This window comes from Mesorhizobium sp. M0983, from assembly GCF_040318975.1.
GTDB lineage: Bacteria > Pseudomonadota > Alphaproteobacteria > Rhizobiales > Rhizobiaceae > Mesorhizobium.
Genome location: NZ_JAMYNH010000003.1, coordinates 60,296 through 73,334, shown reverse-complemented (window position 1 = coordinate 73,334; position 13,039 = coordinate 60,296). Strand labels below are relative to the sequence as shown.

16 protein-coding genes are annotated in these 13,039 nt (G+C 61.6%); 9 read left to right on the top strand and 7 right to left on the bottom strand.

The window, feature by feature from the left end:
- Positions 1–197: 197 nt before the first annotated feature.
- From xylF to NKH71_RS06790, 4 genes are all read left to right on the top strand, one after another.
- On the top strand, positions 198–1,238 hold the full coding sequence (gene xylF / locus NKH71_RS06805; protein WP_352641763.1) for a D-xylose ABC transporter substrate-binding protein: 1,041 nt from the start codon (positions 198–200) through the stop codon (positions 1,236–1,238).
- 142 nt (positions 1,239–1,380) lie between these two features.
- Positions 1,381–2,712 carry a sugar ABC transporter permease gene (locus NKH71_RS06800; RefSeq protein ID WP_352641765.1) on the top strand — a complete coding sequence of 444 codons (1,332 nt, stop codon included), beginning with the start codon at positions 1,381–1,383 and terminating at the stop codon, positions 2,710–2,712.
- Between the two features lie 14 nt (positions 2,713–2,726).
- Entirely contained in the window at positions 2,727–3,527 is an 801-nt protein-coding gene (locus NKH71_RS06795) for an ATP-binding cassette domain-containing protein (RefSeq protein ID WP_023720922.1), read from the top strand.
- A gap of 129 nt (positions 3,528–3,656) precedes the next feature.
- Entirely contained in the window at positions 3,657–5,279 is a 1,623-nt protein-coding gene (locus NKH71_RS06790) for a CHASE domain-containing protein (protein WP_352547163.1), read from the top strand.
- Between the two features lie 99 nt (positions 5,280–5,378).
- Here the strand turns inward: NKH71_RS06790 and NKH71_RS06785 are convergent, their stop codons facing one another.
- The 5 genes from NKH71_RS06785 to NKH71_RS06765 all read right to left on the bottom strand — a co-directional run bounded on the left by NKH71_RS06785 (position 5,379) and on the right by NKH71_RS06765 (position 8,704).
- Positions 5,379–5,624 carry a YMGG-like glycine zipper-containing protein gene (locus NKH71_RS06785; protein WP_006328050.1) on the bottom strand — a complete coding sequence of 82 codons (246 nt, stop codon included), beginning with the start codon at positions 5,622–5,624 and terminating at the stop codon, positions 5,379–5,381.
- A gap of 345 nt (positions 5,625–5,969) precedes the next feature.
- The gene (locus NKH71_RS06780) at positions 5,970–6,140 is read right to left on the bottom strand and encodes a hypothetical protein (RefSeq protein WP_352494195.1); all 171 of its coding nucleotides are present in this window, start codon (positions 6,138–6,140) and stop codon (positions 5,970–5,972) included.
- Positions 6,141–6,278: 138 nt separating this feature from the next.
- Complete coding sequence (locus tag NKH71_RS06775; protein ID WP_352515608.1) at positions 6,279–7,313, bottom strand: sensor histidine kinase; 1,035 nt, start codon at positions 7,311–7,313, stop codon at positions 6,279–6,281.
- 190 nt (positions 7,314–7,503) lie between these two features.
- Complete coding sequence (locus NKH71_RS06770) at positions 7,504–7,668, bottom strand: DUF1328 domain-containing protein (RefSeq protein ID WP_023678541.1); 165 nt, start codon at positions 7,666–7,668, stop codon at positions 7,504–7,506.
- A 241-nt stretch (positions 7,669–7,909) separates the two neighbouring features.
- The gene (locus tag NKH71_RS06765) at positions 7,910–8,704 is read right to left on the bottom strand and encodes a response regulator (protein ID WP_023678542.1); all 795 of its coding nucleotides are present in this window, start codon (positions 8,702–8,704) and stop codon (positions 7,910–7,912) included.
- A gap of 215 nt (positions 8,705–8,919) precedes the next feature.
- Between NKH71_RS06765 and NKH71_RS06760 the strand changes: the two genes are divergently transcribed.
- Both NKH71_RS06760 and NKH71_RS06755 read left to right on the top strand, forming a co-directional pair.
- Positions 8,920–9,123 carry a NepR family anti-sigma factor gene (locus tag NKH71_RS06760; protein WP_023720919.1) on the top strand — a complete coding sequence of 68 codons (204 nt, stop codon included), beginning with the start codon at positions 8,920–8,922 and terminating at the stop codon, positions 9,121–9,123.
- A gap of 3 nt (positions 9,124–9,126) precedes the next feature.
- Complete coding sequence (locus tag NKH71_RS06755; RefSeq protein ID WP_023678544.1) at positions 9,127–9,678, top strand: sigma-70 family RNA polymerase sigma factor; 552 nt, start codon at positions 9,127–9,129, stop codon at positions 9,676–9,678.
- Positions 9,679–9,709: 31 nt separating this feature from the next.
- Here the strand turns inward: NKH71_RS06755 and NKH71_RS06750 are convergent, their stop codons facing one another.
- Positions 9,710–10,078 carry a response regulator gene (locus NKH71_RS06750; protein WP_352480853.1) on the bottom strand — a complete coding sequence of 123 codons (369 nt, stop codon included), beginning with the start codon at positions 10,076–10,078 and terminating at the stop codon, positions 9,710–9,712.
- A gap of 226 nt (positions 10,079–10,304) precedes the next feature.
- Here NKH71_RS06750 and NKH71_RS06745 point away from each other — a divergent pair, with 226 nt between their 5' ends.
- A complete protein-coding gene (locus tag NKH71_RS06745; protein WP_023720917.1) occupies positions 10,305–10,631 on the top strand; it encodes an ElaB/YgaM/YqjD family protein in 327 nt (108 codons plus the stop codon).
- A 10-nt stretch (positions 10,632–10,641) separates the two neighbouring features.
- Positions 10,642–11,121 carry a hypothetical protein gene (locus NKH71_RS06740; protein WP_023720916.1) on the top strand — a complete coding sequence of 160 codons (480 nt, stop codon included), beginning with the start codon at positions 10,642–10,644 and terminating at the stop codon, positions 11,119–11,121.
- Positions 11,122–11,179: 58 nt separating this feature from the next.
- Here the strand turns inward: NKH71_RS06740 and NKH71_RS06735 are convergent, their stop codons facing one another.
- The gene (locus NKH71_RS06735; RefSeq protein WP_352788837.1) at positions 11,180–12,706 is read right to left on the bottom strand and encodes a sensor histidine kinase; all 1,527 of its coding nucleotides are present in this window, start codon (positions 12,704–12,706) and stop codon (positions 11,180–11,182) included.
- A gap of 146 nt (positions 12,707–12,852) precedes the next feature.
- Between NKH71_RS06735 and NKH71_RS06730 the strand changes: the two genes are divergently transcribed.
- Positions 12,853–13,026: a hypothetical protein gene (locus NKH71_RS06730; protein ID WP_023720914.1), complete on the top strand. Its 174-nt coding sequence runs from the start codon at positions 12,853–12,855 to the stop codon at positions 13,024–13,026.
- The last annotated feature ends 13 nt before the right edge of the window (positions 13,027–13,039 follow it).

Here is a 13,039-nt window from a genome sequence, read left to right as displayed (position 1 = left end):
GTGTCAGATGCAGGTGGCGCTGTCATCGTTTATTCCGAAGCTCGAAAAACTCGCAGCAACATCAAAATCCATCAGAATCGATGTTGACAGCAGCGGGAGATCGGGCCAGTATTTTTTCGAGGCTCGAAAAAATTAGCGCCTCTAAGCTGGCCTTTGGGGCCAATTGGTCACGCCGTACGCGGCGCAGGGAGGATATGATGAAGAAATTCACGACCGCCATTCTGGCGGGTGTCGCCATGACGCTGGCGCTTGCGTCGGTGGCGCAGGCTAAGGACAAGGTCATCGGCGTTTCCTGGTCGAACTTCCAGGAAGAGCGCTGGAAGACCGACGAAGCCGCAATGAAGGCGGCCATCGAGGCCGCAGGCGACAAGTATATTTCCGCCGACGCACAGTCCAACCCCGGCAAGCAGCTCACCGACGTCGAGAGCCTGATCTCGCAGGGCGCCAACGCACTGATCATCCTGGCGCAGGACGCCTCGGCGATAGGGCCGGCCGTGCAGAAGGCGCTGGACGAAGGTATTCCGGTTGTCGGCTACGACCGGCTGATCGAGAACAAGGACGTCTTTTACCTGACCTTCGACAACAAGGAAGTCGGCCGCATGCAGGCCCGCGACGTGTTCAAGGTGAAGCCGGAAGGCAACTATGTCTTCATCAAGGGCTCGGGCGCCGATCCGAATGCCGATTTCCTTTTTGCCGGTTCGATGGAAGTGCTGAAGGACGCCATCGACAGCGGCAAGATCAGGAATGTCGGCGAGGCCTATACCGACGGCTGGCTGCCGGCCAACGCCCAGAAGAACATGGAACAGTTCCTGACCGCGAACGACAACAAGGTCGATGCGGTGGTCGCCGCTAACGACGGCACTGCCGGCGGCGTCGTCGCCGCACTGACGGCGCAAGGGTTGGCTGGATCGGTTCCGGTCTCGGGCCAGGACGGCGACCACGCCGCGCTGAATCGCATCGCGCTCGGCACACAGACGGTCTCGGTGTGGAAGGACGCGCGCGAGCTCGGCAAGAACGCCGCCGAGATCGCCTCACAATTGGCCGACGGCAAGCAGATGACCGACATTGCCGGCGTGAAGGATTTCACCACGCCCGGCGGCAACACCGTAAAGTCCCTGTTCCTGACCCCGGTCGCCATCACCAAGGACAACCTCAACGTCGTCATCGACGCCGGCTGGATCAAGAAAGAAGAGGTCTGCGCGGGCGTGGCGGCGGGCGCTGTTCCGGTCTGCAACTGATCCGAGTTTCCGAGAAGTCCGAACGCCGCGGCCGCTTGCCGCGGCGTTTTTTCAAGAAAGAATTGTTTTTCCGCTTCCGGCGGATAACTTCTAGGCTGCTTCCGGCATCCGCGGCAGACGGCAACCCGGCGGGAGAAACATCATGACCGACACGACTTCCAACACGCCGGTCGACAGCTCGACGGCAGACCGGGCGCGGGAATCGGAGCTCGGCGTCGTTGCCCGATTTCTCAAGGCAACCGAACTCGACACGCGCATGCTCGGCATGGTCGGCGCGCTGCTGGTCATCTGGGTCGGGATCCACATACTGTCGGGCGGGCTCTTCCTGACGCCGCGCAATCTCTGGAACCTTTCGGTGCAGACCTCGTCGGTGGCGATCATGGTGACCGGCATGGTGCTGGTCATCGTGATGCGCAACATCGATCTTTCCGTCGGCTCCGTGGAAGGCGTGATCGGCATGGTGATGGGCGTGGCGCAGGCCGAATTCCTCGTCCGCATCATGGGATTTCAGCTTGGCAGCCCCTGGCTGTGGGTCATCGCACTGGCCGCCGGCCTGGTGCTCGGCCTGGCTATCGGAGCGTTTCAGGGTTTCATCATCGCCTATCTCCAGGTTCCTGCCTTTATCGTGACGCTCGGCGGATTGCTGGTCTGGCGCGGCATGGCGTGGCTGATCACCAGCGGGCGCACCGTTGCGCCGCTGGACAGGACCTTCCAGCTGATGGGCGGCGGACCACGGGGCTCGATCGGCGCCACCTGGAGCTGGATCGTCGGTGTCCTCGCCTGCGCGGCCGTTGCCTTCATGCTCTTCAACGGCCGCTCGCAGCGCAAGCGCTTCAACTTTCCGCTGCGCCCTGTCTGGGCGGAAAGCTTGCTCGGCGTGATAGCCTGCGCCGCCATCCTCGGCGCCGTGTGGATCGCCAATTCCTATCCTTGGCCGGTCGGCATCGTACGCCAATATGCCCAGCAGAACGGCATCACCGTTCCCGAGGGCGGGTTGTTCATCGCCCACGGCATCGCCATACCTGTGCTGATGGCCGTGGCCGCGGGCATCGTCATGACCTTCATCACCAGACGCACCCGTTTCGGCCGCTATGTCTTTGCCATAGGCGGCAATCCGGAAGCGGCCGAACTCGCCGGCATCAACACACGCTGGGTCACCATGAAGGTGTTCATGATCATGGGCGTGCTGGCCGCGATCAGTGCGGCGATCGCATCGGCGCGCCTCAACGCGTCGACTAATGCGCTGGGGACCCTGGACGAGCTGCTGGTCATCGCGGCGGCCGTGATCGGCGGCACGTCGCTCGCCGGCGGCTCCGGCACGGTGCTCGGCGCCATGCTCGGCGCGCTTTTGATGCAGTCGCTGCAATCCGGCATGGTGCTGCTCGGCATCGATTCGCCGCTGCAGAGCATCGTTGTCGGCGCCGTGCTGGTGGTCGCGGTGTGGCTCGATACCGTCTATCGCAAACGGGTCTAGTGAGGAGAACGAGCATGGCAGACAGGACCGCTCCCACGGGCACGCCGCTGATCGACATGCGCAACATCTCGATCGCCTTCGGCGGCATTCGCGCCGTCGACGATGCCTCGGTCGATCTTTTTCCGGGCGAGGTGATGGCTTTGCTCGGCCATAACGGTGCCGGCAAATCGACGTTGATAAAAATCCTGTCCGGCGCCTACAAGCGCGATGCGGGCCAGATTTTCGTCAACGGCGAGGAGGCTTCGATCTCCAATCCCCGCGACGCCAAGAAGTACGGTATCGAGACGATCTACCAGACGCTGGCGCTGGCCGACAATGTCGACGCGGCTGCCAACCTGTTTCTCGGCCGTGAGCTGATGACCGGCTGGGGTACGCTCGACGACGTCGCCATGGAGGCTGAGGCGCGCAAGGTGATGGGCAGGCTCAATCCGCGCTTCCAACGCTTCAAGGAGCCGGTGGTAAAGCTTTCGGGCGGCCAGCGGCAGTCGGTTGCGATCGCCCGCGCCATCCTGTTCAACGCCCGCATCCTGATCATGGACGAGCCGACAGCGGCACTCGGGCCGCAGGAGACGGCACAGGTCGGCGAACTGGTCAGGCAGCTCAAGGCCGACGGCATCGGCATCTTCCTGATCAGCCATGACATCCATGACGTGTTCGAGCTTGCCGACCGCGTCTGCGTCATGAAGAACGGTCGGGTTGTCGGCACGGCGCGCACGACCGATGTCACCCAGGACGAGGTGCTCGGTATGATCATCCTCGGCAAGTGCCCGCCCGGCGCCATCCCAGGGCCGGGCGCCCTGAAGATCGCGGCCTGAACGAGAATTAGCCGGCTAATCACAAGTCGCCAAAATGTGCCAGCAGTCACCATGCTTTGGCCTCGCCATTGTGTTGGCGTCGGGAGTTGCCCATAAAGATGCCGAACCGTCCACGGGACGTATCGGCAATTGAAGAAACTCTTTCCGACCGTAGCTTTCATCGCCGTCGCGCTGATCAGCCTGACGATGGCGGGTTTTGCCTATTTTGCCACCCAGGAAGCCGCCCGTATAAAATTCGAGGCGACGGCGGACGACGCGCTTAACCGGATCGAAAGCCGCATCGACCTGGACCTGTCGCTGCTGCGCTCAACCCGGGCATTGTTCGATGCGCGCAATGGCGGTATCTCGCAAGGCGAGTTCAAGGCTTTCTTCAACGCGCTCGACATCGACAATAATTTCGCCGGCCTGCGCGGCATCGGCTTCCTCCGCCTGGCGAAAACTGAAAACGAGGCGGCGGTCGAGCGCGATATCCTGCACGATCACGGCGCAAGCCATCCGATCTATCCCGACACGAACTTGCCGTGGCGTACGCCCATCGTGCTGTTCGAGCCGCTGGACCCGTCCAATAAATCCAGCATCGGTTATGATATGTTCACCGGGCCGGTGCGGCGCGAGGCGATCGAAAAGGCGATGGTCGACGACCAGCTGCACGCCAGCGGGCTCGTGCAGCTCGGCAAGGATACGGGTGCCGCGCAGACCTTCACCGGATTCCTCGTCTTCGTCCGGCTCAATGTCGAAACCGCGCCGGACGCCGTCAACGCATCGAGATCTTCGACTGCCGGCTTCCTCTATGCGGCCTTCCGCTCCCGGGACCTGTTCCAGGCTGCGCTCAGCCGGGCACCTCTGTTGCCGGTCAACACCGAAATCTATGACGGCGCTGTGAACAGTGACAACCTGCTGTTCCAGTCGGAAACGCCGCCTGTTTCAGCCCTTGGCGACAGGCTGCTGATCACCCGCAAGATCACCGTTGCCGGTCGGCCGTGGGTCGTCCTGTTCAGGCCGACAAGTGCTTTCTCGCAACCTTCCTCGCGTGCCATTCCGGTGATGCTCGGATTGTTCGGGCTACTGCTTGCGGGCGCCATCGCGCTGGTGGCCCGCTATCAGGAGCGGGCCTATGAGGCGGTCTCGCTGCTTCACGAAACGACCGAAAAGAGCCTGCTGGAAAAAGACCTGATGCTGCAGGAGATGAAGCATCGCATCAAGAACTCGATCACGCGGGTGCTGGCAATCGCGCGCCAGACAGCATCGCACACCGCCGACGTCCAAGAGTTCTCGGCATCATTTTCGGCTCGGCTGCAGGCGATGGCGGCTTCCCAGGACATGCTGACGCGCTCACGCTGGCAGAAAGCCGATCTCGGCGACCTGCTGCGCATCGAGCTTGGCCAGGTGTTCGGAAGCGAGCTTCCTGAAGGGCTGTTGTCGGGACCGGAGGTTCTTCTCGACGAAAAGACGACGCAGGCACTCGGCCTCGTCTTTCACGAACTGGCGACGAATGCGCTGAAGCATGGCGAAACCGGCAATTCAGTCGGTGCGCTCAAGGTCGACTGGTCGCTCGAAGGCCGCGGCGGAGCCCGGACATTGGCTCTCAACTGGCGCGAGGCCGGGCAGAGGAAGCTCGAGACACCGGCGAAGAGCGGTTTCGGCACCAGACTGATCGATCTCAACGTCACACGCGAGTTGCGTGGCACAATCAGGCGCGATTTTCACGAAAACGGCTTGAACGTGGAAATCAAGGTTCCGCTGCCGGCTTGAAACGCCGTCTCGTGAGCCGCATCGCGACAGCGCTTTGGAAGTGCAAACGCGGAGACAGGTGGTCTGCCTCCGCGTTTGCTGTTCGCCTGGAACTCGAAACTAGTTGCAGCGAGCTGTGTAGATCCGGCCGTGACGATCTCTGTATTGGCAGTAGCCATTTTGCAGGCGGCGAACCAGCAGACCGCCAATCGCACCAGCGCCAGCGCCGATCAAAGCGCCCTTGCCGCCGCCGACAGCGCCACCAATAAGCGCGCCGCCCACAGTGCCGATACCCACGTTCTCTTCCGTGGTGGTGCAGCCGCTGACCGCAACCACGGCAACCATGGCAATAATCATCTTCCGCATGGAGTCATCCTCACTTTGTCCTCACTTTAACAAGCTCCAGCCGCCATCTAGCATGAAAGTGCGGCCTCTGCGCGCACGATTTCATTGTTGATTAAGATAGTCTTTTCGGACGTGCGCCGTTCGATGCTACCACGAACTCGGAAATCTCCAAGGACGCATCGAGCGTGGCGTCGGGATGCACATTCCAGACAATCCTGTCATAGCCGTCCTCGAGCGCAGGATCGACGGCAAGACATTTGGCGCCGACATGTTGGGCTTGGCCCTGCCGGTCGATGACCGCGAACGGGGGCGCGCCGCCGTGCACTCGGCCGCGGTTTCAAAGGAATCAAGCAGAGGCGAGCTCGATCAGATCAACTGGGACGCGGCGGTCAGGACGATCGCGGCCATAAGCGCAAAGGCGGCGAAGCGAAGGGGCAAAGCACGAGGCGCGGGCGCTGCGGACACGTCGGGATCCTGAAAACCGCCCATCGAGACGCGAGCGGCCTGTTCCAGTCTGTTCAAGTCGGCAGCCGTCAAGGCCCATTCCTTTCATATTGTGCCAAACTCAATCAATGTCCGCTGAATCGGCACGTTCGGACAGGATCGGACTTTATGGTGAACAGTCGGTTAAGGCGGGGTGATGCAGCCAGCCTTCTTCCTGCGGCCGCCGTTCGTTCAATCCGTCTCGAAATTGCCGTGAGGAACGACAAGACGGTATTCGAGGCGGTTCCCGGTGATCTCAAGTGTCGCCGTTCCATTCAACGAAGTGGGCACGACGCGTTCAAGTGCGACGCTGCCAAAACGCTTCTCGCTGCGTTGATTGTCGTTGGCTCCGATCACTTCGGCCCATGTCAGCGACAGCGCAGGCTCGCCAGCGGAAGCGGCCGTCAGATCGGCCGTCACCTCGACGAAACCATCGCTGCGCGACAGCGCGCCATAGCTGACCGAATTGACGGCGAGCTCATGCATGGCCAAGCCGATGTGCAAGGCAGCATTGGGATTGAGATATGGATTTGCGCCGCGGAAACGCAGGCTGTGCATGGGGTCCGCGCCGTACCTTCCGACCTGACCGGAAACCAGCTCGCGCAGCGCCGCTCCCCGCCAGTTGGATGACGTAACTAGGTCCTGCGAGGAGGCCAGCGACTGCAATCGGCCCCGGAAACGCGTCAGGAAATCGTCAATGCTGCCGGAATAACGCCCCGTCTGGGTGGCGATGCTCTGGATGATGGCCAAAAGGTTCTTGGAGCGGTGACTGACCTCGCGCAGCAGCGCCTTCAGCGTCTGCTCCCGGCGTTTCTGCTCGGTTGTTTCGACCATGGTGGTCACGACGCCCTGCACCGCGCCGGTCTCGCTGCGGTCGGCGTCGATCCATACCTGAAACCAGCGGGCGCCATCATCGGCCGGCACGCTGAGTTCGAGATGTTGAGGATTGCCGGAGACGATGACGTCGTGCTTGGCGGCGCCGATACGCTCTGCCTGCGCCGGCGGCAAGATGCCGTTGTTGTCGGAGGCATCAGAGGTCCATGGTGCGCGCATGTTGCGCGCCCACACCGTCTTCATCTCGCGATCCTGGTATAGAACGGAAATCCCGGCATTGTGCAAGGCGTGGAGAAGGGCTCGGCCAAGCTGCATTCCGCTTTCGGCGGGATGCAGAGCGATGATCTCATCCCTCTGGCCGCGGTCTTTCATTTTTCCGACTCTGGAACGCATCGGTAATTTGCTCAACCCACGTCGGGCTGAACGGCTCACGGAAAAATGGGTTCCAAAAGGAGGAGCTTCGGATCGAGCCCTAAAAAGCGGTCCGCCGAGCGGCATCCCGTTGGAGGACACTGCCCGGCGGTGGCTGGAAACCGTTTGAGGGGTGCGGCTTCCAGTGTTCGCTTGAATGGCCGCTTGGCATTCACGCCCGTCTGATCAGGCCGGCAATAAGCGATATGATCAGGAAGGCGAGAAAGATGAAGAACAATATCTGCGCTATGCCGGCCGAAGTGCCAGCGATGCCGCCGAAACCAAGCGCACCGGCGATGATCGCCACGACGAGAAATACGAGCGCCCAGTAAAGCATGATCCATCTCCTTCCAATGCTGCGGTGAAAACGTGATTCGCCTCCGTTTGTTCCACCATTTCCCGAAAAAGACGATGCTGAAAATCGTTACGGCCCGAATTGCTGCGGTGTGTGCGAAAAGGTTCTCGTCAGGTTCGGCAGCAGTTGGCTGTCGTGTGTTAAGTCGGCGTCACGCCCCCATCCGGTCCAAGGGGAGTGGCTATCCCACACCCTGGCGGCCGCAACTCGGTCGCCAGCTGTTTTATGCCGCGGCCTTCGCGTGCCGGTCAAAGAACAGGGCCTGGCTGATAAGAGCCTTGACCATATCCGGGTTGAATGGCTTGGTGACGAGGAAAGCCGGTTCCGGCCGCTCGCCGGTGAGCAACCGCTCGGGAAAGGCGGTGATGAAGATCACCGGCACCGAGGTGGACGACAGGATTTCATTGACGGCCGCGATGCCCGAACTGCCGTCGGCGAGCTGAATATCGGCAAGCACCATCTTTGGCCGCGCCTTGCCGAACATCGCCACCGCCTCCGCGTGGGTGCGCGCTGTTCCGACGACGCGGTGGCCGAGGCTTTCGACCATTTCCTCGATATCCATGGCGATCAGCGGCTCATCCTCGATGATCAGCACGTCGGTTGCCACCTGACGGGAGATCTCGTTGCTCGCCTGAGCGAGAAGTTCTGAGAATTCCTGTTCGTCGACGTCGAGAATCTCCGCCGCCTCGTCTTCGCTGAAGCCTTCGACGGCGACCAGCAGAAAGGCTTGGCGGGGACGAGGCGCGATTGCATTCAGATTGGCCGCGGCGCGCTGCTCCCATGCCGATTGGGCATGCTCCTGCGGAACGCGAATGGCCACCGAGGTGAAGAGCTTGGCAAAGACCTTGTAGAGTGCGATGCGGTCGTTCGATGCGTCCGGAAAGATATCGACATCGGCAATGATGGCCTCGAGCATTGCGGCGACCAACGCGTCGCCGCTCTCCTGCGATCCGGATACCGCGCGCGAGAAGCGGCGCAGGAACGGCAGGTGCGGAGCGATGGTTGCTGATAGGCTCATATCGGACGTCTCCCTCATATGACGTGATTACATGTTACAGCTAAAAACGGTTCGCAAGCCCAAAGTTAAAAACGCGGGTTGTGCGAAAAAGTTCCGGTCATGCGGAACTAAGTATGCGGGCTGGCGTTTAGGGCGGGGTTGGGCAACCAGACGAGGCTGCCGCTTGCCTTGCGTTATGTGTTGAAGGGCGGCTTAAGGCTGGGACAAAGGGCGAAATGAAGAACATGACGAAAGCTACCACGGCTGGCGTTGGCAACGGGCGCCGGGCTGCTTCCCGCGACCCGCTTGGGCCGAACTCGGAAATCGGCCGCAAACTCAAACAATATTACGACGAGCTGGTCTCCGACAATGTGCCGGATCGCTTCGCACAACTGCTCAGCCAGTTGGAAAAGGCCGAACCTGTACAGAAGAAGGACTGAGGCATGGCGGCCGTCTCCCAGGGCTTCAAGACCGACTTGCTCGGCTCGATCCCGAGCCTGCGGGCTTTTGCCGTGTCGCTGACGCAAAATGCCGACAAGGCCGACGACCTGGTGCAGGAAACATTAGTCAAGGCCTGGGACAAGCATGAAAGCTTCCAGCCCGGCACCAATCTGAAGGCATGGCTGTTCACGATCTTGCGCAACGAATTCTATTCGCAGATGCGCAAGCGCGGCCGCGAGGTGCAGGACAGCGATGGCGTCATGACGGCCAGACTTGCCGTTCATCCGGCCCAGCACGGCCAGCTTGACCTCGAAGACTTTCGCGGCGCGCTCGAGTTGCTGCCCGAAGACCAGCGCGAAGCCATTATCCTCATCGGCGCATCGGGCTTTTCCTACGAGGAAGCGGCCGAGATCTGCGGCTGCGCCGTCGGAACGATCAAGAGCCGCGTCAGCCGCGCCCGCACGCGGCTGCAGGAAATCTTGAAGATCTCCGGTGAAGACGAGTATGGCCCGGACGCAATTTCGGCTCAGGTAACGGGGTCGACGGCAGCGTGAAGCGTGGGCGTGTTCGAGCCGCTCCGCGCCCTCAGCGCCTGCAGGCCGCTGCCACTGCCTCGACGAGATCGTCTCCCGAATAGGGCTTGGTGACCAGTCTGACGCCGGGAAAGGATTTCTTGATCTCGTCCATATCCGACTGGCCCGAGGCGAAGACGAACGGGATGCCAGCTTCACGCAGCCGTGAAGCAAATTGAAGCGTCGAAACGCCGCTCAGCATGAGGTCGACGATGGCCACGTCGAACTGCGCGGCAACGTCTTGCTGTTCGATCTCAGTCAGATCACGGGCGATGACCACATCGAGCGCGCCGTAGTCGCGACAAAGCTGCTCGATATCCATGGCAATCAGGAACTCATCTTCCAGGATAAGAATCCGCAAACCGTCAAGCGATGGGCCCACGCAGCAATATCTCCTTAAATGCGTCTCTATCTTCAAACCGGGGAAGTCATGATCGCTATTTGGCATGCTGTCATTTAAAAAAGACATGCCGGCGGATGCGTCGGCCGCGGCCCTTGCAAGGCATTTGCAACGAGCGCTGCCGGAGATAGGGTTAGAAGAGGTTCGTGCCGGAACCTTGGGGTCTGTTGGGCGTTTTCGACCGAGCAAAAGCAAGGAGAGTGAAGCAATGGCGACTGCCGCAGGAAAGGCCGCGAACGAAGCCCGCACGAATTCCGATATTGAGGCCGACATCGCACAACTGAAGGCCGACATCGACCAACTTACCAAGCTGTTGGCCAAAACTGGCGAACATGGCTACGGGGCTGCGCGGCGCGCCGCCGCCGAGGGCGTCGAGCAGTTGCGAACCCAGGGCGAAGCAGCCTTCGACAGCCTGCGCAGCAACGCCAAAGACATCGAGGCGCAGCTGATAGCCCATATGCGCGAAAAGCCTGTGACTTCGCTGGCGATCGCCGCAGGCGTCGGGTTCCTCTTCGCACTCCTCGCGCGCCGCTAGTTCTGCACGCATGGGAATGCTTGCATCGCTGATCTCGGGCCTCGCCTCGGGCGAAACCATTGCGGCGATACAACGCGCGCGCGTCGCTGCGATGGTCTATTCGGTCGCAGCACTCGCGGCGCTGTGCGGCCTCGGCTTCCTAGTCGGGGCAGCCTATATCTGGACGGCGGCCCGCTATGGACCGATGGCAGCGTCGTTGAGCTTCGGGATCGGCTTTCTGGCAATCGCCGGTCTCATCCTGCTCGTCTACCGGATGTCGGCCGGCTCGCGCGCCAGACGCCGGGCGAAGCGACGCAACGCCGACATGAAGGCGGTCGGCATCGCCGCAGCACTCGCCGTGCTGCCGGCGCTGCTCAAGGGCAAAGGTGGCGTGGCGAAGGGCGGATTGGGCGCCATTCTCGGCCCGGCGATAGCACTCGCAGCCTACGCCATCTACCGCGAGAACGTGAAGCCCGACTCCGACGATCCGGATACCGGCAAAGGGAAATAGTTCGGAAGCGGATAGTTCGGCCCAAACGATTCTGGCGCCCGGTCGAAAAATCCTCGCGTCACAAATCGTCGAGCGGCATCGATATTTCCGCGATTACGCCGTCGGGCCGGAATTCATGGGTCACCTCGCTGGAAATGACCTTGGCCAGGCTGCGGCGGATCAGGATCGAGCCGAAGCCATGGCGTTCGGGCGGCGCAACCCGCGGGCCGCCGCTTTCACGCCAAGCCAGCAACAGACGTCGTGCACCCTTCCTGCCTTGCACCTTCCAATTGAGATCGACCTTTCCGGAAGAAACCGAGAGCGCCCCATGTTGTAGTGCGTTACTTGCCAGTTCATGCAGGATCAGGCCGAGTCCGACTGCCTGGTCGGGTGAGAGCAGGACATCGGTGCCGGAGATCGCCATGCGCGATTGTCCAGCGGTTTGAAACGGCTTTACTTCGATCTCCACCAACTCCCGAATGCCGATGCCGCGCCACTCGCGGTCCGACAGCAGGCTGTGCGCAACGCCCAGCGCCTGCAGCCTGGCGCTGAAAGCTTCAAGGAATTCGCTTGGCTGACGGGCATGGCGAACGGTCTGCGTCGCCAGCGCCTGTACGGTTGCCAAAGTGTTCTTGACGCGGTGATTGAGCTCGCGCAGCAACAGCCGTTGACGTTCTTCGCCAAGCTTGCGTTCGGTGATGTCGTAGTTGACGCCGAAGATCAGCGTCGGCTTGCCCTCGCCGTCGCGCTCTATGACGCGGCCGCGCGTTGCGATCCATCGCGGCGGATCGAGGCCTTTGACACGGTATTCGCCAAAATAATCGTCGCTGCCGGTCAGCGCGTCGCGAAAGCGTGTTTCGGTCTGATGAACGTCGCGCGGGTCGATGGCGGTCAGGATGTCGCGCGCTCTCAGCCTGTTCGACTTGGGCAAGTTGAACAATTCGGACAGCAGGACATCGCAGTCGATCATGTCGCTGCGGATATCCCATGCCCAACTGGCGAGCGAAGCTGCATCGAGCGCAATAGCGCGCCGCTTTTCCTCTCGAGCCAGTGCGGCCTCGGCAATCGCTGCGCTGCGGGTTGCATCCTTCAGCGTGAACAGGCTCGCGGCGAGGCCAGCTAGCGCCGACAGTTGGTCGATCTGGACAGAAGAGGGACGTGCGTGCGGCTTCCGGTCGAGCACGCAGAGCGTGCCGATCAGTGCGCCGTCGACTACGATCGGCACGCCGGCGTAAAAGCGGATATGATGCTCGCCGGTGACCAGCGGATTGGCTTTGAACCGCGGATCCGTCGCCGCGTCGGCCACCACCATCGGCACGTCGCCGGCTGCGATGGTATAGGCGCAGAACGATGTCTCGGTTGCGGTTTCGGTCTCGTTGAGGCCGATACAGGACTTGAACCACTGCCGCTCGGCATCGACCAGCGTGATCAGTGCGACAGGCGTTTGCATCGCCGAAGCGGCAAGACCGCTGATACGGTCGAAATCAGGGTCGGCAGCCGTATCCAGCGCGTCGAGGCCGTGCAGCACGGCAAGGCGGTCCGCAGCGCCCACCACATGGCGAATATCGACCGGCAGGGCCGGCTTTGTCTGGCTATTGTCGTCCACTACGCCCCCAGTGGCCGGCCCCGCTGATTGATCAGGCCAACCGGCCCGTTTGCCGCCTTGTCGAGCCGGAACTTTCGCAGCGGGGAGCCGTTACCAGCCAATGCCCTGCTAGCTACGCCTGCCGGCGCCAAATATGGAGCCAGACCATGCCAAAAATCGTTCCTGAAAACAAAGCCCGTCAAGGGCGGCGGGGTCAGCATGTCCTTCGTATCCTGATCGCCGCGCTGTTGCTGGCTTTTATCGCCTGGGGCGTCGCCGAAATCTACGGCTGGATGATCGAGACGCCTAAGACCGAGCAGGGCAACACACCCAGCGGCTAGACTCTCTCCATCT

What these genes read in the sequence shown, in the direction of transcription:
- NKH71_RS06760 (WP_023720919.1), top strand. Translation starts at nt 8,920, where the DNA reads ATGAAGAACATGACGAAAGCTACCACGGCTGGCGTTGGCAACGGGCGC.
- NKH71_RS06775 (WP_352515608.1), bottom strand. Translation starts at nt 7,313, where the DNA reads ATGCGTTCCAGAGTCGGAAAAATGAAAGACCGCGGCCAGAGGGATGAG.
- NKH71_RS06795 (WP_023720922.1), top strand. Translation starts at nt 2,727, where the DNA reads ATGGCAGACAGGACCGCTCCCACGGGCACGCCGCTGATCGACATGCGC.
- NKH71_RS06755 (WP_023678544.1), top strand. Translation starts at nt 9,127, where the DNA reads ATGGCGGCCGTCTCCCAGGGCTTCAAGACCGACTTGCTCGGCTCGATC.
- xylF (WP_352641763.1), top strand. Translation starts at nt 198, where the DNA reads ATGAAGAAATTCACGACCGCCATTCTGGCGGGTGTCGCCATGACGCTG.
- NKH71_RS06730 (WP_023720914.1), top strand. Translation starts at nt 12,853, where the DNA reads ATGCCAAAAATCGTTCCTGAAAACAAAGCCCGTCAAGGGCGGCGGGGT.
- NKH71_RS06770 (WP_023678541.1), bottom strand. Translation starts at nt 7,668, where the DNA reads ATGCTTTACTGGGCGCTCGTATTTCTCGTCGTGGCGATCATCGCCGGT.
- NKH71_RS06745 (WP_023720917.1), top strand. Translation starts at nt 10,305, where the DNA reads ATGGCGACTGCCGCAGGAAAGGCCGCGAACGAAGCCCGCACGAATTCC.
- NKH71_RS06785 (WP_006328050.1), bottom strand. Translation starts at nt 5,624, where the DNA reads ATGCGGAAGATGATTATTGCCATGGTTGCCGTGGTTGCGGTCAGCGGC.
- NKH71_RS06800 (WP_352641765.1), top strand. Translation starts at nt 1,381, where the DNA reads ATGACCGACACGACTTCCAACACGCCGGTCGACAGCTCGACGGCAGAC.
- NKH71_RS06765 (WP_023678542.1), bottom strand. Translation starts at nt 8,704, where the DNA reads ATGAGCCTATCAGCAACCATCGCTCCGCACCTGCCGTTCCTGCGCCGC.
- NKH71_RS06740 (WP_023720916.1), top strand. Translation starts at nt 10,642, where the DNA reads ATGGGAATGCTTGCATCGCTGATCTCGGGCCTCGCCTCGGGCGAAACC.